The organism is Acidovorax sp., from assembly GCF_046339755.1.
Lineage (GTDB): Bacteria > Pseudomonadota > Gammaproteobacteria > Burkholderiales > Burkholderiaceae_C > Acidovorax.
Window position 1 is genome coordinate 14,286 of the sequence record NZ_JBKDTZ010000330.1, and the last position, 21,257, is coordinate 35,542.

Genomic DNA, 21,257 nt, shown 5'->3' on the forward strand with positions numbered 1-21,257 from the left:
TTTGGCGAGTCCACCCCCTGGGGCCCTGGGCACCCCGTGGACAATGGCGTGAACACCTTCCCCAAGCCACGCATGCCTGCCCCTACCAGCCTCCAGCAGCACCCGCATCGGGCCCTGCTGCACAACGAGATCCATGCCCGCCCGCCGGAGGCCATGGCGGCGCCGCTGGCCATCGCCCACATCGTGATGCTGGCCGACGCTGCGGGGCGCGAGGCCAGCCGCGCCCATGTGGCCGCGCTGCTGCGCAACCACCACATGGCCTTGCCCGATGCCCATACCACCCATCTGCGCATGGACCTGGGTGCCTTTCGCATGCGCTGGGAAATGCACACGGAATTCGTCACCTGGACCTTCATGGTGCCGGCACAGGTCGATGCCTTCGGCGACCGGGATCCCGTGGGCGCGGCCGAGGCCGTGCCCCAGGAGTGGCTGGCCGCATTGCCAGGCCAGTGCCTGTGCAGCCTGAACCTGTGGGTGCTGCCCACCCACACCTTTGGTTCGGGCTCGCTGGTCAAGCATGTGCTGCACGAGGACACGCTGGTCGCCTCCACCGTGGCCGATGGCCATGGCGAGGTGTACACCGACTTCGCCATCCATGCCGATGGTTTCTCGCGCATGGTGCTGCTGGCCGGCGGCATGACGCCGCGGCGCCTGGGCCGCCTGGTGCAGCGCCTGCTGGAGATCGAGACCTACCGCATGGCCGCGCTGCTGGGGCTGCCAGCCGCGCGCGAGGCTGCCAGCGTGCTGGCCTTTGCCGAGCGCGAGCTGGCCGAACTGGCAGAGGCGATCCGCAGCGCCGACCGGGACACGGAGCCCGCATTGCTCGACCGGCTCACGCGCCTGGCCGGACAGGTCGAGAGCCAGTACGCGGCCACGCATTCACGCTTTTCGGCCAGCAGCGCCTACTTCGCGCTGCTGGACAAGCGCATCGAAGACGTTGCCGAATCGCGCCTGGCGGGCATGCAGACCATCCGCGACTTCATGGACCGGCGCCTGACGCCCGCGCGCAGCACCTGCGAGTGGGCGGCCCGGCGCCAGGACGCGCTGTCGCAGCGCGTCTCGCGCATGAGCAACCTGCTGCGCACGCGCGTGGAGATCGAGCAGCAGCAAAGCAGCCAGGCGCTGCTGGCCACCATGAACCACCGCCAGGACCTGCAGCTCAAGATGCAGTCCACGGTGGAAGGCCTTTCGGTGGCGGCCATCACCTATTACATCGTGGGCCTGGTGAGCTACCTGGCCAAGGGCGCCCAGAAGATCGGCTGGCCGCTCTCGGCCGAGACCACGGCGGCCCTGGCCATCCCGCTGGTGGCTGTGGGCGCCTGGTGGTCGCTGCGCAAGTTGCACCACCGGATCTTCCACAAGCCCCTGGGCCACTGAGACGCCTCTTGCAAGGGCCATCGCGTATCGCGGGGGCGGTGGAACAGAGGACCGATGGCATGGGTCTTTCCTCCCATGCCACACTCGTGCCCGCACCCGGCCGTTCCTGCCTTGCCGGCATGCCCAGAAACATCGGCGCAAGATCCCGTGTCCAACACCCCACCTTCACCGCCGGGCCGGCACCTGGCCTCCGGCCTCCTGCTGGCCCTGTTCGGTTCCATCGCCTTCAGCGGCAAGGCCATCATCGTCAAGCTGGCCTACCGCCACGGCGTCGACGCAGTCACGCTCAGCATGTACCGCATGCTCTTTGCGCTGCCCATCTTCGCCGCCATGGGTTGGTGGGCCAGCCGGGGCAAGGCGCCGCTGTCGCGCAAGGACTGGCTGGGCATCGTCGGCCTGGGCATCACCGGCTACTACCTGGCGAGCTTTCTCGACTTTGCCGGCCTGGCCTACATCAGCGCCAGCCTGGAACGGCTCATCCTGTACCTCAACCCCACGCTGGTGATGATGCTCGGCTGGGTCCTGTACCGCCGCGGCATCCGTGGCGCGCAGGCACTGGGCATGCTGGTGAGCTATTGCGGCGTGGTGCTGGTCTTCGGCCACGAGGTCACCCTGCAGGGCGGCAATGTGGCGCTGGGCACCGTGCTGGTGTTCCTGAGCGCGGTGAGCTACGCCATCTACCTGGTCTACAGCGGCGAGATGGTGCAGCGCATCGGTTCGCTGCGCCTGGTGGGCCTGGCCACCACGGTGGCCTGCCTGTGCTGCCTGCTGCAGTTCGTGGTGCTGCGGCCCTTGTCCGCTGCCGTGGTGGCGCCGGAGGTGATCTGGCTGTCGGTGCTCAACGCCACGCTGTGCACGGCCGTTCCGGTGCTCATGGTGATGATGGCCATCGAGCGCATCGGTGCCGGCATGGCCGCACAGATCGGCATGGTGGGGCCCTTGTCCACCATCCTCATGGGGGTGTGGATCCTGGGCGAGCCCTTCACCGTGTGGGTGGCCTGCGGCACCGCGCTGGTGGTCGCGGGGATCTTCGTCTTCACGCGCATGTCCCGCAAGCCGGCGGCGTGAACCCCGTTGCGGGCAAGGCTGTCCGGCTCCACTTATGATTTGGCCAGCGCAAGCGCGGTGTGCGCTTGCAGATCAAAGACACGGAGTTGGATATGGATCTCGGAATCGCGGGCAAGTGGGCGCTGGTGTGTGGTGCGAGCAAGGGGCTGGGCTTTGGCTGCGCCCAGGCCCTGGTGAGCGAGGGCGTCCACGTTGTCATCAACGCGCGCAATGCCGATGTGCTGGCGCAGGCCGCTGCCCGCCTGCAGGCGCAGGGCGCCGCCGCCAAGGTGCAGGTGGTGGCCGTTGCGGCCGACATCACCACCCCCGAAGGCCGTGCGGCCGTGTTTGCAGCGCCAGGCGGTCCGGGGCTGGGCTTCGACATCGTGGTGACGAATGCAGGCGGCCCGCCGCCCGGCGATTTCCGCAACTGGGACCGCGATGCCTGGATCAAGGCCGTGGATGCCAACATGCTCACCCCGATCGAGCTCATCAAGGCCACGGTGGACGGCATGGCAGAGCGCGGCTTTGGCCGCATCGTCAACATCACCTCCAGTGCGGTGAAGGCGCCCATCGACATCCTGGGCCTGTCCAACGGCGCACGCAGCGGCCTCACGGGCTTCGTGGCCGGTGTCGCGCGCAGCAAGCTGGCCGCCGGCGGCGTGACCATCAACAACCTGCTGCCGGGCAAATTCGATACCGACCGGTTGGCCGGCACCATCGGTTCGGGGGCGGCCAAGGCCGGCGTCAGCGTGGAAGAATTCCGCAGGCTGCAGCAGGCCCAGATTCCGGCTGGCCGCTATGGCACGGCCGAGGAGTTCGGCGCCATCTGCGCTTTCCTGTGCAGCGTGCAGGCCGGTTACATGACCGGCCAGAACGTGCTGGCGGACGGCGGCGCATACCAGGGCACGTTCTGAGCGGTCCGGCGTCCGTGCCGCCCTGCGTGGCAGGCGTGGCGCCTTGATGTCCCTCAAGACCGGTGGAAAGAGGCGGGGGCCGGGTGTTGCAGGGGGCGCTTTTCTGCGTGTTTTCCCGGTATTGGATGGAGGCTGCAAAGGCACAATGGACTGCTTTCCCTATTAGAGTCCGTTGTGTTTTGCACGCATTGTTCCCATACTTTGGGAAACTAGGACGAAAAATAAGGCCGGAGATACCAATGCCATGAACCTGTCCCGTGTCCTGACAGCCCGATTCGCCGCACTGGCCCTGCTGGGTGCAAGCGCGTGGGCGTGCGGCAGCGGTGCTGCGTGGGCGCAGGCGGCCAAGACGGCTGCGCCGTACAAGCTGCGCATCGTGGGGGGGCTGGCCGGCATCAACCAGTACACACGGCAGGAAGAGCCGTTCTGGAGCAAGGACCTGGCCCGCCTGAGCGGCGGCAAGTTCGAAGCCGAGATCGTGCCCTTCGACCGCGCCGGTGTGCCCGGCGGCGAGATGCTGCGCCTGCTGCAGCTCGGCGTGGTGCCCCTGGGGACCACGCTCATGAGTTCCTTCTCGGCCCAGTACCCGGAGTACACGGCGCCCGACCTCGCGGGGCTGAACCCCGACATCGCCACGCTCAAGAGCACGGTGGCCGCATTCCGTCCCTACCTGGAAAAGGCCTTGCGCGACCAGCACGGAGTCGAAGCCCTGGCCATCTACGTCTACCCGGCCCAGGTGGTCTTCTGCAAGAAGCCCTTGCGCAGCCTGGCCGACCTGTCGGGCCGGCGCACCCGCGTCTCCTCGTCCAGCCAGGCCGACTTCGTCGGCGCGCTGGGGGGCATTCCCGTGCTCACGGGCTTTGCACAGATCGTCACCAGCCTGTCGGCCGGCAATACCGAGTGCGCGATCACCGGCACCATGTCCGGCAACACCCTGGGCCTGTACACCATGACCTCCCACCTGCACGCGCTGCCGGTGACCTGGGGCCTGGCGGTGTTCGCCGCCAACCAGGCAGCATGGGAGGCCCTGCCTCCCGACCTGCGGGCCTTGCTGCGCCGCGAACTGCCCCGGCTGGAGGCCGCGATCTGGGAAGAGGCCGAGCGCGAGACCGCCGACGGCATGGCCTGCAACCGCGGGGCGGCCAGCTGCACCGGCGGGCGCAAGGGCAACATGGCCATCGTGCCCGTCTCCGAGCAGGACGAGAAGAGCCGCCGCGAGATCCTGGCCTCCACGGTGCTGCCGCGCTGGGTGCAGCGCTGCGGCCCGCGCTGCGCCGACATCTGGAACCGAACCATCGGGCCCGTGCGCGGCCTGGTCGCGGCGCCTGGCAAATGAACCCATCCTCGCCAGCGCGCATCAAGTTCTTCGTCTCGGGGGCGGTGGCCTTCTTCCTCGCGTCGGTGGTGCTGGTGGCGGCTGCGCTGGTCTGGAATGCACGCCAGGTGGCGCTGGCCGACAGCGCCACGCAGGCCACGCGCTTCGTGGCGGGTGCGGAGGCGGCCCTCAATCGCTCGCTGTTGGCGGTGGACGTGCTGCTGGCCAGCATGGACGAACTGCTGGGCCTGTCCACCGCCCTGGTGGAGTGGATCGACTCTGAAGGCGCGAGCCAGCGCCTGCGCAGCTCGGCGCGCCAGAACCTCATGGTGCGCTATGTGGCGCTGGTGGATGCCCAGGGCAAGGTGATCGCGTCTTCCGACGCGGCGGGCAGCCGGCTGGCGCTGGACCTGCCGTCCGGCTTCCTGGACGAGGTGCTGCGCCAGTCGGTCTCCACCCTCATGGTCAGCCAGCCCGTGGTGAGCTTTGCCAGTGCCGAGCGGGTGCTGTATTTTGCGCGCCACCTCAAGATGGCCGACAGCTCGCGCGTGGTGGCGTTGGCCGAACTGCCCGTGGCCTCGCTCAGCTCGGTGCTGGTGCAGGGCGTGGACATCAGCGGCCTGCAGGTCACGCTGGAGCGGGCAGGCGGGCAGATGCTGCTGAGCGTGCCCAGCCGCGAGGACGTGGGCACCCATACGCTGTCACCGCCGCTCGATGCCCTGGACGAGCGGGGCCCGCAATGGCGCGCCCCGGCACGCCTGAGCGGCGAGGTCGCGCTGGTGGTGTACCGCCCCATCCTCTACCAGGATCTGCGCATCTCGGCCAGCATCCCGCAGCGCGATGCCCTGGCCTCCTGGCGCACCGAGCGCAATGCCGTGGCCCTCACGGCGCTGGCCTTCCTGGCCATGATCCTGGCGGCCGGCGGATTCGCGCTGCGCTACATCGACCGCATGACGCAGGCCCGCCTGGCCATTGCCCAGAGCAAGGCCACGCTGGACCAGGCCCTTGAATCCATGGTCAGCGGCTTCGTGCTGCTCGATGGTACGCAGCGCGTGGTGCAGTGGAACCGGCGCTTTGAGGAAATCTTTCCCTGGCTGCAGCCAATGCTGGCACCCCAGGTCCCGTTCCGCCAGGTGCTCGAAGAGAAGGCGCGGCACCACCTGCCGCACGCTTCCGATTCGGAGCGCGCGCTGTGGATCGAGCACCGCCTGGCCCTGCAGGCACAGCCCCAGGGGCCGCACGAGCAGTCCCTGCCCGACGGCCGGGTGATCCAGATCACCGAGCGCGTGACGCCCGAATCGGGCCTGGTCATCACCTACCACGACGTGACCGAGCTGCGCCAGGCCAGCGCCGAGATCGAGAGCCTGGCCTTCTTCGACCCCCTCACCAACCTGCCCAACCGGCGCCTGCTGATGGACCGCATGCAGCAGGCCACGGCCGCCAGTGTGCGCAGCGGCCAGCACGGGGCCCTGCTGTTCCTGGACCTGGACCACTTCAAGACCCTGAACGACACCCTGGGCCACGAGGTCGGCGACATGCTGCTGCGCCAGGTGGCGCAGCGCCTGAAGACCTGCGTGCGCCGGGAGGACACCGTGGCCCGCCTGGGCGGTGACGAGTTCGTGGTGATGCTCAGCGACCTGTCGGAGCACAGCAGCGAGGCGGCGGCCTATGCGCGCCGGGTGGGCCAGAAGATCCTGCGCAAGCTCAACCAGCCCTACACGCTCGGGACCCACACCTACCACAGCACCCCCAGCATCGGCGCCACGCTGATGGGCGGCGCGATGCAGCCTTCGGTGGACCTGCTCAAGCAGGCCGACATCGCCATGTACCAGGTCAAGTCGCAGGGCCGCAATGCGCTGTGCTTCTTCGACCCGCAGATGCAGATCGCGATCAGCCAGCGCGCGCAACTGGAAAGCGATCTGCAGGCCGCGCTGACCGGCCGCCAGTTCGTGCTGCACTACCAGCCCCAGTTCCACCTGGATGGCCGCATCGTCGGGGCCGAGGCGCTGATCCGCTGGCGCCACCCCGAGCGCGGCCTGATCGGGCCGGGCCACTTCATCGGCGTGGCCGAGGAGAGCGAGCTCATCGTGCCCATGGGCCACTGGGTGCTGCGCACCGCCTGCGAGCAACTGGCCGCCTGGCAGGGCGATGCGCGCTACCGGCATGTGCAGCTGTCGGTCAACGTCAGTGCGCGGCAGTTCCGCCAGCGCGATTTCGTGGCCCGCGTGGTCGAGGTGCTGCGCGAGACCGGGGCCCGGCCGCACCTGCTCAAGCTCGAGCTCACCGAGTCGCTGGTGCTGGACAACGTGGACGACACCATCGCCAAGATGGGCCTGCTCAAGACCAAGGGCGTGCGCTTCTCGGTGGACGACTTCGGCACCGGCTATTCCTCGCTGGCCTACCTCACGCGGCTGCCGCTGGACCAGCTCAAGATCGACCAGTCCTTCGTGCGCAACCTGGGCGTCAAGCACACCGACGATGTGATCGTGCAGACCATCATCGGCATGGCGCGCAACCTGGAACTCGACGTGATCGCCGAAGGCGTCGAAACCCAGGCCCAGAAGGACTTCCTGGCCCTGCACGGTTGCCAGTTCTTCCAGGGCTACCTCATGGGCCGCCCGGTGCCCGTGGCCGATCTCGAAGACCTGCTTGGCGCGGGCAGCACGGCGCTCACGGCGTGACGGGCCAGGCCCGCCGTCACCGGCGTGACGAAACGACGATGCCGCCGACGATGAGGGCGAACGCCAGGCCGTGGAACAGCTGCGGCGTGTCGCCCAGGAAGGCCGCCGACAGCAGGGCCGCGAACAGCGGAGTGAGGTTCACGAAGAAGCTCGCCAGCGCCGGCCCGGCACGCTGCACCCCCACGCCCCAGAAGCGGTAGGCCAGCACGGCCGGCCCCACCGCAATGAAGGCCAGCGCGGCGATGAGCGGCCAGCCCCACTCGATATGCGTGCGCCCGCTGGCCCACTCCAGCCCGGCAAAACTGCCAGACCAGGCCAGGCCGAAGACCATCTGCGCCATCAGGAAGGCTGCCCAGTCGCCGCGGATGGCCGCAGGTTCGCGCGTACCCGAGAGCATCCAGCTGTAGAAGGCCCAGGAGATGGTGGCCAAGACCATGAACAGGTCGCCCGGCACCAGGCGCAGGGCCAGCAGTTGCCCCCATTCGCCGCGCGAAAGGACCAGCAGCACGCCGCACATGGACAAAAAGGCTCCCGCCACCTGGCGGCGCGTAACCGGCGCCTTGAAGAACAGCGCGCCCACGGCCAGCATCCAGATGGGCATGCTGGAGCCCACCAGCGTGGCGTTGATGGGCGTGGAAGTCTGCAGCGCCATGTACTGCAATGCGTTGTACAGGCCCACGCCGAAGAGGCCGAGCAGCGCATAGCGGCGCCAGTGGGGCCACAGCGCGCTGTCCCGGCGCAGCACGGCGTGCGCCAGCGGCAGCAGGATGCAAAAGGCCAGGACCCAGCGGATGAAGTTCAGGGTGAGGGGCGGAATCAGGTCGTGCACCAGCCGGCCGACCACGGCATTGCCAGCCCACAGCATCGGCGGCACCACCAGCATCGCCGCCGTGCCGGGCGTGAGTCTTTGTGTCATCCCGCTAATGTATCGGCCCATGCCGGGCAAGCCTTGCAGATTCATGGCACGATGCCGCTGATCGTTCCAAGCCACCAGGAGACCAGAACCATGAGCCTCGCCGTCCAGATCCGCCAGCATGGCGGCCCCGAAGAACTCCACCTCGCCGATGTCACCGTGGGCGAACCCGGCCCGGGCGAGATCCGCATCCGCCACCACGCCATCGGGCTGAACTACATCGACGTCTACCACCGCACCGGCCTGTACCCCCTGTCCATGCCTGCCACCATCGGCATGGAGGCCGCGGGCGTGGTCGAGGCCGTGGGCGAGGGGGTCACGCACCTCAAGGCGGGTGATCGCGCCGCCTATGCCAGCCAGCCGCCCGGCAGCTACTGCGAGCAGCGCGTGATGCCCGCCAAGTGCGTCTGCAAGCTGCCCGATGCGATCAGCTTCGAGACCGGTGCCGCCATGATGCTCAAGGGCCTCACGGCGCAGTACCTGCTCAAGAAGACGCTGCCGGTGCAGGGCCTCGTGGCCGGCGACCATGTGCTGTTCCACGCCGCCGCCGGCGGTGTGGGCCTGATCGCCAGCCAGTGGGCCAAGGCCCTGGGCCTCAAGCTCATCGGCACGGCCGGCACCGATGCCAAGTGCCAGCTGGCGCTGGCCAATGGTGCGGCCCACGCCATCAACTACAACACCGAGGACTTTGCGGCGCGCGTCAAGGAGATCACCGGCGGGCAGGGCGTGAAGGTGGTGTACGACTCGGTGGGCAAGGACACCTGGGACAAGTCGCTCGAATGCCTGCGCCCCTTCGGCCTCATGGCCAGCTTCGGCAATGCCTCGGGCCCCGTGCCGCCGTTCGCACCGGGCGCGCTCGGTGCCAAGGGCTCGCTGTACGTCACGCGCCAGACGCTGTTCACCCACATCGCCACGCGCGAGAGCACGCAGGCCATGGCCGACGACCTGTTCGCCGTGGTGGCCAGCGGTCAGGTGAAGATCCACATCGACCAGCGCTACCCGCTGGCCGAGGTGCAGCAGGCACACCGCGACCTCGAAGGCCGCAAGACCACCGGCTGCACCATCCTCACGCTGTGAGCACGCCCGCCCAGACCTTTGCCGGGTGGCTGGCGGCAGCCCGGGTGGCCGCGCAGCAACCGCCGGCACAGGCCCGGCTGCCGCTGCAGGTGGCAGGGCAGGTGGTGGGCTCGGTGGCCGATGGCGTACTGGATACGGTGGCCCCTGCTCTGCAGGGCGGCCATCGCCTGCACAGGCAGGCGGGCGGCTGGCACCTCGACGTACCAGCCGGGCAGGCCACTGCCGGCCTCAATGCCATCGCCGCCGCGCTGCGTGCCCGGGGCCAGTGCGGCCCGTGGCGCAACGAGCAACTGGCCGTGCCCAACGCCCAGGGCGAGGTGATCGCCACGGTGGAGCGTGGCGCCGTGCGCGTGCTGGGCATCGCCACGCGCGCCGTGCACCTGGTGGGCCTGGTGCCCGACGGGCGCATGTGGGTGCAACTGCGCTCGCGCACCAAGCCCAACAACCCGGGCATGTGGGACACGCTGATGGGGGGCATGGTCGCCGCCGTGGATACGCTCGACCAGGCCCTCGCGCGCGAGACCTGGGAGGAAGCCGGGCTGCGTACGGCCGAGCTGGCTGGCGTGGCCCATGGCGGCCATGTGCTGTTCTCGCGGCCCAGCCGCGAGGGCGGCGGCATCGGCTACATGGTCGAGCGCATCGACTGGTTCCGCGCCACCGTGCCCGAGGGCGTGGTGCCCGCCAACCAGGATGGCGAGGTGGAGCGTTTCGAGTTGCTCGACCTGGGCGAGGTGCAGGACCGGGTGGCCCGCGGCGAGTTCACGCAGGAGGCCGGGCTGGTGATCGGTGGCTACCTGGATAACGCGGCGGCTGGGGCGCAGCCGCGAATCAATCAGGAGTGACGGCAGCCCGCAGCCTGCTCGGTGCCAGCGCGCCGGCCGACTCCAGGATCGGATAGGCCACCGAGCACAGCAGCGAGTTGATGCGCTTGAGCTCGCTGATCAGGTCGATGTGCAGCGAGCTGGTCTCTATGCTCTGCACCGTGTTGTCCGACAGGCGCACCAGGTGGGTGGCCGAGTAGGCGCGCTCCAGGTCGCGAAAGCGCGCTTTTTCCTCCAGCAGCTTCTGCGCATCGCGCACGTTGCCATTGAGGAAGACACTCATCGCCAGGCGCAGGTTGTCCAGCAGGCGGGCGTGCAGTTCGTTGATCTCTTCCATGCCGGCCTCGGAGAAGTGGCGGCCTTTCTTGATCTTCTTGTCCTCGATGTCAATCAGCACGCGCTCGATGATGTCGCCGATCTGCTCCATGTTGATGGTGAAGCTGATGATGTCGGCCCAGCGCCGGCCTTCGCGCTCGTCCAGGGCCTCGCGCGAGATCTTGGTCAGGTAGTACTTGATGGCCGAGTACAGGCCGTCCACCTCGTCGTCGAGCTTGCGCAGGTCCTGCGCCAGCTTGAGGTCGTCGGTGCGGATCACGGTGTGCAGGCCGATCATCATGGACTCGACCACATCGGCCTGGTGCAGCGCCTCGCGCGCCGCGCACGAGATGGCCAGTGAGGGCGTGGCCAGGGCCGACGGGTCCAGGTGGTGCGGCCGCCGGCCGGCCGCGGACTGGGCCTTCTCGCGCGGCAGCAGGCGCGCCACCCAGTCGGCCACCCAGTGGGTGAAGCCGATGAAGCCCACGCTGATGATGACGTTGAAGCCCAGGTGGAACAGCACCACCCCCTGGCCCCGGCCCGGCAGCTGTGGCTGCACATAGGTGAGCCACAGCCCGATGAAGGGCGCCACCAGCAGCACGCCGAGCAGCTTGAAGGCCAGGTTGCCCACCGTGACCTGGCGCACCTCGATGGCCGACTTGGCCGTGGTGAAGACGGCCAGCAGGCCGCTGCCCAGGTTGGCACCCAGCACCAGGCCCAGGGCCACGTCCAGCGGCACCACCTGAGACGCCGCCATGGCCGCCAGCAGCAGCACGATGGCCAGGCTGGAATAGGCCAGCACCGCCAGCAGCGCGCCCATGAAGATTTCCAGCACGATATCGCTGTTGAGCGAGCCCAGCATGGCCTTGATGATGGGCGACGCCAGCATGGGCCCGCTGGCCTGCACCACCATCTCCAGCGCCAGCAGCATCAACCCCAGGCCGATGAGCACCCGCCCCACGCGCCCGGCCGTGCTGGCCTGGCGCGAGATGAAGAGCACCACCCCGACGAAGATGAACAGCGGCGACAGCCAGGACAGGTCGAACGAGAACAGCACCGACATCAGGGCCGTGCCCACGTCGGCGCCGCGCATCACGGCCAGGGCCGCGGGCAGGGTGATGAGCCCCTGGCCCACGAAGGACGAGGTCATGAGAGAGGTGGCCGTGCTCGACTGCACCAGCGCCGTGACGCCCATGCCCGAGAGCGCCGCCGTGAAGCGGTTGCCCATGCTGCGCGCCAGCATGGTCCGCAGGTTGGCGCCGAACACGCGCAGCACACCCGTTCGCACGAGGTTGGTTCCCCATACCAGCAGCGCAACCGCTGCCAACAGATTCAGGAGATGCTTCATTAGTAAACGCTAACTTTTCTTCTTGTGACGTGCACTGCCAAGCATGCACCGTGCCCGCACGCGGGCCGGCTCCATCCGTTCATTTCCACATTGTGGGATTGCAGGGCGCTGCCGCACCCTGGGCGGGCGCGGAGAAGGGCTGCGGCGCGGAGCGACTCCGAGGTGGAGTGGGCGCTCGCAGACAATAAAGGCACCCGCCATTGTCATAAAAATGACATATAACGGACGCGCAAGCATACTCCTGAATCCATAGCGCGGGAAGCATGCCCATGAGCCGACCGGTGTGTTGTCCGCTTCGGACAGGACCGGCCGGCACGCGCTAGTCGATCAACTGCCCGCCGTCATGGAAGGGAAAGGGGCCCGGGTAGCTGCCGCTGGCCACCAGGTGGCTGACCAGCCGGCCACCAGCGGGCAGTGCATGCAGTGCGAACCCGGGGGGCTCCAGCGTCCAGGCCGAGGCGGCGGCGGGCGCCAGGTCCAGGCAGACCTGGTGGGCGGGCGAGGGCACGGTCATCGCCAGGGTGCCGCCAAAGCGCACCTGGATGCTGCGGTGCAGGTGGCCGCAGACGATGCGCTCCACATTGGGGTAGCGGGCCACCAGGGCCTCCAGCTCCCGGGCGCCCTGCAGCAGCCCGATGTCGTCCATGTGGCCGATCAGCGTGCGGAACGGTGGGTGGTGCATGGCGATCACCACGGGGCGCGTGCGGTGGGTTTCCAGCTCACGCGCCAGCCAGGCCAGGCGCTCGGCGCACAGGCCACCCTCGCTGGCGCCGGGTACCACGGTGTCCAGCGCGACCAGTGTCAGTGCGCCCACGGGCACGCTGTACTGCACGAAGCCCTCCGTCCCCAGGTAGTGGTGCTCAGGAAAGCTGGCCCGCAATTGCTGGCGCTCGTCGTGGTTGCCGGGCAGCAGGTAGGTGGGCAGGTCTCCCAGCGGCTCCAGCAGGCCGCGCAGGTGCTCGTACTCCGCAGCGCGGCCGAAATCGGTCAGGTCCCCGGTGATCACCAGGGCCGTGGGCTGCTGCGGCAGGCGCCGGATGGTCTGCACTGCCTGTGTGAGGTAGGGCGCGGTGTTGATGCGCCCATAGGCCAGGCGGCCGGGTTCGCGGATGTGCAGGTCGGACAGTTGCAGCAGCAGGGTGGTCATGGTTGTCGCAGGGCTGATCAGGGGCTTTCGTGGCTGGGCATGAGGCACTCTGGGCGGATGCGGATGGCCACGTTCTCGCCATGGCGGGCCGGGTGATCGCGCGCCACGTCGGCCTGCAGCGGGCCTTGGCCGTCCACCGCCAGCGTGAGCTGCACGCGCTCGCCCAGGAAACTGCGGCGCAGCACCTCGGCGCGGCCCCAGCCGTCACCGGCGTGGCCGGGCTGCACCTCGATGTCTTCGGGCCGCACCAGCAGTACGGAGTCGGGGGCAGGGCAGGGCAGCTCGATGCCGCCCAGCGGCAGCACCTGGCGCTGGCGGGCCGCTTCGTCGCGCTGCAACCGGTTGACCCGGCCCAAAAAGGTGGCCACGAAGGGGTGGGCCGGTGCGCGGTACAGCGTCTCGCCATCGCCCACCTGCACGATGCGGCCGGCCTGCATCACGGCCAGGCGGTCGGCAATGGCCAGGGCCTCCTGCTGGTCGTGCGTGACGTGGATGGCCGTGATGTGCAGGCGGCGCAGCAGCTCGGCCAGCTCGTCGCGCAGGGATTCCTTGAGCTTGGCGTCCAGCGCGGTGAGCGGTTCGTCCAGCAGCAGCACGCGCGGGCGCACGGCCACCGCGCGCGCCAGGGCCACGCGCTGGCGCTGGCCGCCCGAGAGTTCGGCGGGGCGCTTGTTTTCCAGCCCGTTCAGGCGCACCAGGTCCACCAGCTCGCCGACCACGCGGCGCTGCTCGGCCGCATCGGTGCCGCGGATGCGCAGGCCGTAGCCGATGTTGGCGGCCACCGACATCTGCGGGAACAGCGCGTAGAGCTGGAACACCATGCCGATCCCGCGCTGCTCGAAGGGCAGCTGCGTCACGTCGGAGCCGCCGAACGCGATGCGGCTGCCTGCGTCGGGCGACTCGAGGCCCGCGATCAGGCGCAGCAGCGTGGTCTTGCCGCAGCCCGAAGGGCCCAGCAGCGCCAGCACCTCGCCGGGTTCCACGGTGAGGTCGGTGGGTTGCAGGCCGCGCGTGCCGTCGGCATAGGTCTTGGCGCAGCGGACGATGTCCACGCGCGTGCGTTCAAGTTCCATGGTGTTTCTCGATGAAGCTGCCGACGGCCTGCAGGCCCCACAGCACGGGAAGGATGACGATCAGGAACACCAGCGTGTAGGCCGAGCCGCTCTCGATGCGCATGGAGGCGTAGCTGTCCGCCAGGCCCACGGGCAGGGTGCGCGTGAGCGGGGTGTGCAGCATCCAGGTGAGGTTGAATTCGCCCACCGAGAGCGTGAACACCATCAGGCAGCCCGCCACGATGGCCGGCAGCACGGCCGGTACCAACACGCCGAGAAAGCGCTGCGCGAAGCTGGCGCCCAGCGAACGCGCAGCCTCTTCGAGCGAGCGCAGTTCGTCCTTCTGGAAGGCCGCGCCCACGGTGCGCACCATGAAGGGCAGCGTGAACACCATGTGCCCCACGAGAATGAAGGCCAGGCTCTGGCGAAAGCCCTGCAGCGTGCCGTAGGCCAGGATCAGCGCGAGCGCGCTGGCCAGGCCCGGCACGGCCACGGGCAGCGTGAGCAGTTCCTCGAACAGCCGGGCCCAGCGCGATCGGCTGCGTGCCAGCGCATAGGCGCAGGGCACGCCGATGGCGAGGTTGCCCAGCACGCAAGCCAGCGCCAGCAGCAGCGACGCACCCACGGTGCCGCCATAGTTCTCCCACACCTCGCCGAGCCAGCGCAGGGTGAGCCCGCTCTTCAGGCCGGTGCTGGAGTTGTTCACCAGCCCGGCCAGTACCGACAGCGCGATGGGTGCGAGCATGAACAGGGCCACCAGCGCCGTGAGGGCGACGAGGGACCAGGGGGCTTGTCGTGCGTTTCTCATCATGGGTGCTTCAGAAGGCCGGGGTGCCGGAGGCGCGGCGCGCCGCCCACAGCACCAGCCAGGTGATGAGCCCCAGCGTGATCGACAGGCTGGCGGCCAGTGCGAAGTTGGCGTAGTTGGTGAACTCGTTGTAGATGGTGATGGGCAGCACCTCGAACTTGCTGGCCAGGGTGAAGGCCGTGCCGAAGGCGCCCATGGCGGTGGCGAAGACGATGGCGCCGCAACCCAGCGTGGTGGCGGCCAGCTCGGGCAGCCACACGTCGCGCGCCACGCGCCAGCGCGAAGCGCCCAGTGACCGAGCTGCCTCCTCCAGCGCTGCATCCATGGCGCCTGCCGCGGCGGTGTAGGTGGCGATGGCGCGCGGGAGCGAGAAATACAAATAGGCCAGGAACAGGCCTGCGAGCCCGTAGGCAAAGGTGGTGCGGCCTGCGCCCAGCGCGTCCGACAGGTCGGCCACCAGGCCCTGGCGCCCACCCAGCAGGATCATGAAGAAGCCCACGATTACGCCGGGAAAGGACAGCGGCAGCGTGAGCAGCGACAGCAGCAGCTGGCGTCCGCGAAAGCGCTGGCGCGCCAGCGTGATGCCCACCAGCGCGCCCAGCACCAGCGTGGCCAGCGTGACGGCCAGCGACAGGCCCAGGGTCTGCAGCAGGCTCTGCAGGTAGCGCGCGTTGGTGAGCACCGAGAAATAGGTGGCCCAGCCCGTGCCCGCCGGCAGGGCCAGCAGCAGGGCCACGGGCAGCAGCCAGAAGGCCGCGAAGAAGGCCACGGCCGGCGCTGCGCAGCCGAGCAGCAGCGTGCGTGAAGGAGCAAAGCCGTGGCGCATGGGCGTTACTTCACTTCGGCCAGGTAGCGGTCCGAGAAGCCCTTCTGCACAGCGGCCATGCGGCCGTAGTCCACCGTCTTGGCGCGCGCGTAGTCGCTGGCGGGCAGGAAGCGCGCCTGCACCTCCTTGGGCATGGCGCTGGCGCGCACCGGGCGCAGGTAGGCATTGGCCCACAGGGCCTGGCCTTCGTCGGAGAGCACGAAGTCCAGCACCTTCTTGCCGTCGGCGGCGTGGGGCGCATTGGCCACCAGGCTCATCACATACGGCACGACCAGCGTGCCTTCGGCCGGGATCACGAACTGCACGTTGGCCTTGTCCTTGTACTTGGCGCGGTAGGCGTTGAAGTCGTAGTCCAGCAGGATGGCGATCTCGCCCGAGAGCACGCGCGCATACGAGGTCTGCTTGGGCACGATGGGCTCGTTCTTCTGCAGCGCCTTGAAGTAGTCGATGCCTGGGCCGAAGTTCTCCAGCGTGCCGCCGCGTGCCTGGTTGGCGGCCACGGCGCCCACGTAGCCCACGAAGGCAGAGGCCGGGTCCAGGTAGCCGATGAGGCCCTTGTAGTCGGGCTTGAGCAGGTCGGCCCACGATTGCGGCACGGGCTTGCCCTTGAGCGCGTCCACGTTGACCATGAAGCCGAGCGTGCCCGAGTGGATGGTGAACCAGTGGCCGGCCGGGTCCTTGAGGCCGTCGGGGATGTCCTTCCATGCCGCGGGCTGGTAAGGAGTGACCAGGCCGTCCTTTTGCGCCTGGATGGCGAAGGTCACGCCCAGGTAGGTCACGTCGGCCACGGGGCTGGCCTTCTCGGCGGCCAGTTGCGCGAGCGACTGGCCCGAGTTCTTGTTGTCCGGCGGCACGGTGACGCCGGTCTTGGCCTTGATGGCCTTGATCTGGCTGCCCCAGTCGGCCCATTCGGGCGGGCAGTTGTAGCAGATGGCGGTCTGGGCCATGGCCGTGCCGGTGGCCGCCAGGCCGAAGGCGAGCGCCGCAGCGCGCAGGAAGTGGGTGAGCGGGAAGGTCATCGGGAACTCCTGTGGACAGGGGGTGGGGAGGGGAGAATCAGGCGGCCGCGCAGGACTCGCCGGTGCGAAACTGGTGCGCCAGGGTCAGCCCGGCATCGGGCGCCAGCGGGGTGCCGCCGGCCATGGCCTGCACCAGCAACTGCACGCAGCAGCGGCCGATGTCGGCATTGGGCTGGGCCACGGTGCTCAGCATGGGGGTCAGGTCTTCGCCCAGTGCAATGCCGTCGAAGCCCGCCACGCTCAGGTCGCGCGGCACGGCCAGGCGGGCCAGGTGGGCCGCGCGGATGCTGCGGATGGCCAGCAGGTCGTTGGAGCAGACCAGCGCAGTAGGCCGGTCCGCGCGCTGCAGCATGGTGGCGACGTCCTGCACTGCGGTTTCGACAAACGGCACTTCGAGCACCGGTGCATCGGCCAGGCCAGCCGCCGCCATGCCGCGCTGGAATCCGCGCCAGCGCTGCTGCGCACGGTCCGAGGCGGAGAACTGGCCGCTGACCATGGTGATGCGCCGGTGCCCCAGCGATGCCAGGTATTCCACCAGTTCGGCCACGGCCTGCTCGCCATCCACCGAGACGCAGGGATGGTCCGGGTGCCGGTTGTAGGCCAGCACATAGGGCAGGCCGGCCTCGGCCAGGCGCTGCAGTGCGGTGGACGTGGCAGGGTCGGAGACCACCAGGATCATGCCGTCCACATTGCCCGCCAGCAGCAGGTGCACGGCACGGTCTTCCTGCGCCAGCAGGTACTCGGAGGCAAAGGGCAGGATCGCGTAGCCGGCACCGACTGCCGCCTGGGCAATGCCCTGCAGGCATTCTGCGAACACCGGGTTGAGCAGGGTCGGCAGCACCACGCCGATGACGCGGCTTCGCTGGGTGCGCAGCGTGCGCGCGCTGGCGTTGGGCAGGTAGCCCAGTGCCTGGGCGACCTGCTCCACGTGCAGGCGCGTGGCGGGTGTCACCTTGTCCGGCAGGTTGAAGACCCGCGACACGGTGGCGACCGACACGCCCGCCTGGCGGGCCACGTCCTGGATGCTCATGGAACCTCGTTGCAATGTAAACGTTTACATTGGAGCGAAGCCGTGTGACGCGCGTGTGACCAAGGCGCAGCGCCGGCCATAAAAAACGGCCCTCTCAAGGGCCGTTCAGGAATGCGGGAGCGGGGCGGTTACTTGGCCTTCTTCATCCGCAGCAGCTCGTCGAGCACCAGGCACACCGCGCCCACGGTGATGGCCGAATCGGCCAGGTTGAAGGCCGGGAAATGGTAGCCGCGTGCGTAGAAGTCCAGGAAGTCGACCACGTAGCCGTGCATCAAGCGGTCCACCACGTTGCCCACGGCACCGCCCAGGATGCTCGACAGCGCAAAGCAAAAGAGCTTCTGTTCCGGGTGCGCGCGCAGCTGCCAGACGATGAACACCGTGGCGGCCACGCCGATGCCGGTGAAGGCCCAGCGCTGCCAGCCGCCCGCGTCCGCCAGGAACGAAAACGCCGCGCCGGTGTTGTGCGCGCGCACAATGTTGAAGAAGCTGGTGATGGGGGTCGCATCGCCCAGGCGGTAGGCGTCCAGGATCAGCGACTTGGTGATCTGGTCGGCGACCAGGATCACCAGCGCCCAGGCCAGCCAGGGCCACATGCGGCCCAGGGCCGAGGAGGAGCTGCCGTTGGCCGCCATCATGCGTGCACCCGGCTTTCGCCAGCGCCGTACAGGTTGCTCGTGCAGCGGCCGCAGATCGTCGGGTGGGCCGCATCCTGGCCCACGTCGGCGCGGTAGTGCCAGCAGCGGTCGCACTTGGCATCGCTGCTGGGCTTGACGCTGATCTGCAGGGCATCGCCCGCCACCAGTTGCACGGCCGAGGTGATGAACACGAAGCGCAGGTCATCTCCCAGGCTGGCGAGCAACGAGTGGTCCTCGGGCGCCGCCGTGAGCACCACCGAGGCTTGAAGGGACGAGCCCACCTGGCCCTCGGCGCGCAGCACTTCGATCTGCTTGTTCACCACGTCGCGGATCTCGCGCAGGCGCGACCACTTGGCCAACATGCCTTCGTCGGCACTGGCGATGGAGCCATAGGTCTCCACGAAGATGGAGTCGGACGAGCCGAACACCTTCCACGCCTCTTCGGCCGTGAAGGACAGGAACGGCGCCATCCAGCGCAGCATGGCGTGCGTGATCTGGTAGAGCGCGGTCTGCGCGCTGCGGCGCGCCAGGCTCTTGGGCGCCGTGGTGTACAGGCGGTCCTTGAGCACGTCCAGATAGAAGCCGCCCAGGTCTTCCGAGCAGTACAGCTGCAGCTTGGCCACCACGGGGTGGAACTCGTAGACCTTGTAGTGCGCGAGCACCGTGGCCTGGAACTCGGCCGCGCGCGTGAGCGCATAGCGGTCGATCTCCAGCATCTGATCGAATGGCACGGTGTCCGTGGCCGGATCGAAATCGCTCACGTTGGCCAAGAGGAAGCGCAGCGTGTTGCGGATGCGGCGGTAGGCGTCGACCACGCGCGCCAGGATCTTCTCGTCGCCCGCGATGTCGCCCGAGTAGTCGCTCGCGGCGACCCACAGGCGGATGATCTCGGCGCCCAGCTTCTTGTTGATCTCCTGCGGGTCGATGCCGTTGCCCAGCGACTTGCTCATCTTGCGGCCTTGGCTGTCCACGGTGAAGCCGTGGGTCAGCAGGCCGCGGTAGGGCGCGCGGCCTTCCAGTGCGCTGGCCAGCAGCAGCGAGCTGTGGAACCAGCCGCGGTGCTGGTCATGGCCTTCCAGGTACAGGTCGGCCTCGGGGCCGGTGTCGTGGTGCACGTTGGGGTGCGTGCCGCGCAGCACGTGGAAGAAGGTGGAGCCCGAGTCGAACCACACCTCCAGGATGTCGGTGCTCTTGGTATAGCAGGCGGCGTCCTCGGCGCCCAGGATCTCCTCGGGCGTCACGCGGCTCCAGGCCTCGATACCGCCCTTCTCGACGATCTCGGCCGCCTGGTCCATGATCTCCATGGTGCGCGGGTGCAGCTCGCCCGAATCCTTGTGCAGGAAGAACGGGATGGGCACGCCCCAGCTGCGCTGGCGCGAGATGCACCAATCGGGCCGCCCGGCGATCATGTCGTGCAGGCGGGTCTTGCCATTCTCGGGGTAGAAGCTGGTGTGCTCGATGGCGTCCAGCGCGATCTGGCGCAGCGTCTTGGCGGGCTTCTCGCCGGCCTTGGTGAACACGCCTTCGCCTTCGTCCATGCGGATGAACCACTGCGCAGCGGCGCGGTAGATCACCGGCGTCTTGTGGCGCCAGCAGTGCGGGTAGCTGTGGCTGATGTCCTTGGTGGCCATCAGTCGGCCGGCGTCGCGCAGCGCCTCGATGATCACCGGCACGGCCTTCCAGATGTGCTGGCCGCCGAACAGCGGGAAGTCCGGCGCGTAGGTGCCGTTGCCCTGCACGGGGTTCAGGATGTCCTCGAGCGCGAGGCCATGTGCGCGGCAGGAGTTGAAGTCTTCCAGGCCGTAGGCGGGCGAGGAGTGCACGATACCCGTGCCGTCGTCGGCCGTGGCGTAGTCGGCCAGGTACACGGGCGAGAGGCGGCGGTAGCCGGCGTCCACGTCGTACAGCGGGTGCTCGAATTCCAGGCCGCCCAGGTTCTTGCCCGCGGTGGTGGCCAGCACCTGGCCGGTGAGGCCGTAGCGCTCCAGGCACGAGGCCACCAGCGGTTCGGCCACGAGCAGCAGGCGCTCGCCAGCATCCACCAGCGCGTAACTGATCTCGGGGTTCAGGTTCAGCGCCTGGTTGGCGGGGATGGTCCAGGCGGTCGTGGTCCAGATCACCACGAAGGCGTCCTTGGCCAGCGCGGGCCGGCCGAAGGCGGCGGCCAGCGTCGCCGGCTCGTGCGCCTTGAAGGCCACGTCCAGCGTGGTGCTCTTCTTGTCGGCGTATTCGATCTCGAACTCGGCCAGCGAACTGCCGCAGTCGAAGCACCAGTACACGGGCTTGAGGCCCCGGTAGACGAAGCCGCGTTCCATCACGCGCTTGAAGGCCCGGATCTCGCCGGCCTCGTTGGCGAAGTTCATGGTCTTGTAGGGGTTGTCCCATTCGCCGAGCACCCCGAGGCGCTGGAAGTCGGCCATCTGCTGCGCGATCTGCTCCGTGGCGTACGCGCGGCTCTTGGCCTGCATGTCGTCGCGGCTCAGGTTGCGGCCGTGCTTCTTCTCGATGGCGTTCTCGATCGGCAGGCCATGGCAGTCCCAGCCGGGCACGTACAGCGCGTCGAAGCCTTCGAGCTGGCGCGCCTTGGTGATCATGTCCTTCAGGATCTTGTTGACCGCGTGGCCCATGTGGATCTGGCCGTTGGCATAGGGCGGGCCATCGTGCAGGATGAACTTGGGCGCACCGCAGCGCGCATCGCGCAGGCGCTTGTACAGGCCCTTGTCCTCCCACTCCTTGACCCAGCCCGGCTCGCGCTTGGGCAGGTCGCCGCGCATGGGGAAGGGGGTGTCGGGCAGGTTCAGGGTGCTGCGGTAATCCGGTGCAGTGGATTCGGGGGTACTGGCGTTGTCGGACATGGGGGAGCCTTAAAACGGGGCATTCCGGGGCAGGCCCGGAGCAAATGCGGGAAGCAACAAGGAGGGTGGGACGG

At 68.6% G+C, this 21,257-nt stretch carries 17 protein-coding genes; 7 read left to right on the forward strand and 10 right to left on the reverse strand.

Annotation, left to right across the window (positions count from 1 at the left end; translation table 11 throughout):
- Positions 1 to 72 precede the first annotated feature (72 nt).
- From ACK59X_RS29345 to ACK59X_RS29365, 5 genes are all read left to right on the forward strand, one after another.
- Entirely contained in the window at positions 73 to 1,377 is a 1,305-nt protein-coding gene (locus ACK59X_RS29345; protein ID WP_409962128.1) for a DUF3422 family protein, read from the forward strand.
- Between the two features lie 147 nt (positions 1,378 to 1,524).
- The gene (locus ACK59X_RS29350; protein ID WP_409962130.1) at positions 1,525 to 2,445 is read left to right on the forward strand and encodes a DMT family transporter; all 921 of its coding nucleotides are present in this window, start codon (positions 1,525 to 1,527) and stop codon (positions 2,443 to 2,445) included.
- 92 nt (positions 2,446 to 2,537) lie between these two features.
- Positions 2,538 to 3,341 (forward strand): SDR family oxidoreductase, encoded by an 804-nt coding sequence (locus ACK59X_RS29355; protein WP_409962132.1) that lies wholly within the window; start codon positions 2,538 to 2,540, stop codon positions 3,339 to 3,341.
- 244 nt (positions 3,342 to 3,585) lie between these two features.
- Positions 3,586 to 4,677 (forward strand): TRAP transporter substrate-binding protein, encoded by a 1,092-nt coding sequence (locus ACK59X_RS29360; RefSeq protein WP_409962134.1) that lies wholly within the window; start codon positions 3,586 to 3,588, stop codon positions 4,675 to 4,677.
- Positions 4,674 to 7,337, forward strand: coding sequence for an EAL domain-containing protein (locus tag ACK59X_RS29365; RefSeq protein ID WP_409962136.1), 2,664 nt, complete (start codon positions 4,674 to 4,676; stop codon positions 7,335 to 7,337). Before ACK59X_RS29360 ends, ACK59X_RS29365 begins: the two co-directional genes overlap by 4 nt.
- 16 nt (positions 7,338 to 7,353) lie before the next feature.
- Here ACK59X_RS29365 and ACK59X_RS29370 read toward each other — a convergent pair whose 3' ends face one another.
- A complete protein-coding gene (locus ACK59X_RS29370; protein WP_409962138.1) occupies positions 7,354 to 8,253 on the reverse strand; it encodes a DMT family transporter in 900 nt (299 codons plus the stop codon).
- Between the two features lie 90 nt (positions 8,254 to 8,343).
- Here ACK59X_RS29370 and ACK59X_RS29375 point away from each other — a divergent pair, with 90 nt between their 5' ends.
- Both ACK59X_RS29375 and ACK59X_RS29380 read left to right on the forward strand, forming a co-directional pair.
- Entirely contained in the window at positions 8,344 to 9,327 is a 984-nt protein-coding gene (locus ACK59X_RS29375; protein ID WP_409962140.1) for a quinone oxidoreductase family protein, read from the forward strand.
- Complete coding sequence (locus ACK59X_RS29380; RefSeq protein WP_409962142.1) at positions 9,324 to 10,169, forward strand: NUDIX hydrolase; 846 nt, start codon at positions 9,324 to 9,326, stop codon at positions 10,167 to 10,169. The genes ACK59X_RS29375 and ACK59X_RS29380 overlap by 4 nt, the downstream gene beginning before the upstream one ends.
- Here ACK59X_RS29380 and ACK59X_RS29385 read toward each other — a convergent pair.
- The 9 genes from ACK59X_RS29385 to ileS form a co-directional block, all read right to left on the reverse strand.
- Positions 10,156 to 11,811, reverse strand: coding sequence for a Na/Pi cotransporter family protein (locus tag ACK59X_RS29385; RefSeq protein ID WP_409962144.1), 1,656 nt, complete (start codon positions 11,809 to 11,811; stop codon positions 10,156 to 10,158). The genes ACK59X_RS29380 and ACK59X_RS29385 overlap by 14 nt on opposite strands.
- A 319-nt stretch (positions 11,812 to 12,130) precedes the next feature.
- The gene (locus tag ACK59X_RS29390) at positions 12,131 to 12,958 is read right to left on the reverse strand and encodes a phosphodiesterase (protein ID WP_409962146.1); all 828 of its coding nucleotides are present in this window, start codon (positions 12,956 to 12,958) and stop codon (positions 12,131 to 12,133) included.
- Positions 12,959 to 12,975: 17 nt separating this feature from the next.
- Positions 12,976 to 14,031, reverse strand: a complete 1,056-nt coding sequence (locus ACK59X_RS29395) for an ABC transporter ATP-binding protein (RefSeq protein WP_409962148.1) — start codon at positions 14,029 to 14,031, stop codon at positions 12,976 to 12,978.
- A complete protein-coding gene (locus ACK59X_RS29400; protein ID WP_409962150.1) occupies positions 14,021 to 14,818 on the reverse strand; it encodes an ABC transporter permease in 798 nt (265 codons plus the stop codon). Before ACK59X_RS29400 ends, ACK59X_RS29395 begins: the two co-directional genes overlap by 11 nt.
- A gap of 10 nt (positions 14,819 to 14,828) precedes the next feature.
- Positions 14,829 to 15,644: an ABC transporter permease gene (locus ACK59X_RS29405; RefSeq protein ID WP_409962151.1), complete on the reverse strand. Its 816-nt coding sequence runs from the start codon at positions 15,642 to 15,644 to the stop codon at positions 14,829 to 14,831.
- Positions 15,645 to 15,649: 5 nt separating this feature from the next.
- The gene (locus ACK59X_RS29410) at positions 15,650 to 16,663 is read right to left on the reverse strand and encodes an ABC transporter substrate-binding protein (protein ID WP_409962152.1); all 1,014 of its coding nucleotides are present in this window, start codon (positions 16,661 to 16,663) and stop codon (positions 15,650 to 15,652) included.
- 37 nt (positions 16,664 to 16,700) lie between these two features.
- Positions 16,701 to 17,693 carry a LacI family DNA-binding transcriptional regulator gene (locus tag ACK59X_RS29415; RefSeq protein WP_409962154.1) on the reverse strand — a complete coding sequence of 331 codons (993 nt, stop codon included), beginning with the start codon at positions 17,691 to 17,693 and terminating at the stop codon, positions 16,701 to 16,703.
- A 128-nt stretch (positions 17,694 to 17,821) separates the two neighbouring features.
- Positions 17,822 to 18,325 carry a signal peptidase II gene (lspA, locus tag ACK59X_RS29420; protein ID WP_409962170.1) on the reverse strand — a complete coding sequence of 168 codons (504 nt, stop codon included), beginning with the start codon at positions 18,323 to 18,325 and terminating at the stop codon, positions 17,822 to 17,824.
- Positions 18,325 to 21,183: an isoleucine--tRNA ligase gene (gene ileS / locus ACK59X_RS29425; protein WP_409962156.1), complete on the reverse strand. Its 2,859-nt coding sequence runs from the start codon at positions 21,181 to 21,183 to the stop codon at positions 18,325 to 18,327. Before ileS ends, lspA begins: the two co-directional genes overlap by 1 nt.
- Between the last annotated feature and the right edge of the window lie 74 nt (positions 21,184 to 21,257).

Bases quoted from the DNA above. Each gene is read 5' to 3' on its own strand.
- ACK59X_RS29345 (WP_409962128.1), top strand. From the start codon at position 73: ATGCCTGCCCCTACCAGCCTCCAGCAGCACCCGCATCGGGCCCTGCTG.
- ACK59X_RS29355 (WP_409962132.1), top strand. From the start codon at position 2,538: ATGGATCTCGGAATCGCGGGCAAGTGGGCGCTGGTGTGTGGTGCGAGC.
- ACK59X_RS29360 (WP_409962134.1), top strand. From the start codon at position 3,586: ATGAACCTGTCCCGTGTCCTGACAGCCCGATTCGCCGCACTGGCCCTG.
- ACK59X_RS29365 (WP_409962136.1), top strand. From the start codon at position 4,674: ATGAACCCATCCTCGCCAGCGCGCATCAAGTTCTTCGTCTCGGGGGCG.
- ACK59X_RS29370 (WP_409962138.1), bottom strand. From the start codon at position 8,253: ATGACACAAAGACTCACGCCCGGCACGGCGGCGATGCTGGTGGTGCCG.
- ACK59X_RS29375 (WP_409962140.1), top strand. From the start codon at position 8,344: ATGAGCCTCGCCGTCCAGATCCGCCAGCATGGCGGCCCCGAAGAACTC.
- ACK59X_RS29385 (WP_409962144.1), bottom strand. From the start codon at position 11,811: ATGAAGCATCTCCTGAATCTGTTGGCAGCGGTTGCGCTGCTGGTATGG.
- ACK59X_RS29390 (WP_409962146.1), bottom strand. From the start codon at position 12,958: ATGACCACCCTGCTGCTGCAACTGTCCGACCTGCACATCCGCGAACCC.
- ACK59X_RS29395 (WP_409962148.1), bottom strand. From the start codon at position 14,031: ATGGAACTTGAACGCACGCGCGTGGACATCGTCCGCTGCGCCAAGACC.
- ACK59X_RS29400 (WP_409962150.1), bottom strand. From the start codon at position 14,818: ATGAGAAACGCACGACAAGCCCCCTGGTCCCTCGTCGCCCTCACGGCG.
- ACK59X_RS29405 (WP_409962151.1), bottom strand. From the start codon at position 15,644: ATGCGCCACGGCTTTGCTCCTTCACGCACGCTGCTGCTCGGCTGCGCA.
- ACK59X_RS29410 (WP_409962152.1), bottom strand. From the start codon at position 16,663: ATGACCTTCCCGCTCACCCACTTCCTGCGCGCTGCGGCGCTCGCCTTC.
- ACK59X_RS29415 (WP_409962154.1), bottom strand. From the start codon at position 17,693: ATGAGCATCCAGGACGTGGCCCGCCAGGCGGGCGTGTCGGTCGCCACC.
- lspA (WP_409962170.1), bottom strand. From the start codon at position 18,325: ATGGCGGCCAACGGCAGCTCCTCCTCGGCCCTGGGCCGCATGTGGCCC.
- ileS (WP_409962156.1), bottom strand. From the start codon at position 21,183: ATGTCCGACAACGCCAGTACCCCCGAATCCACTGCACCGGATTACCGC.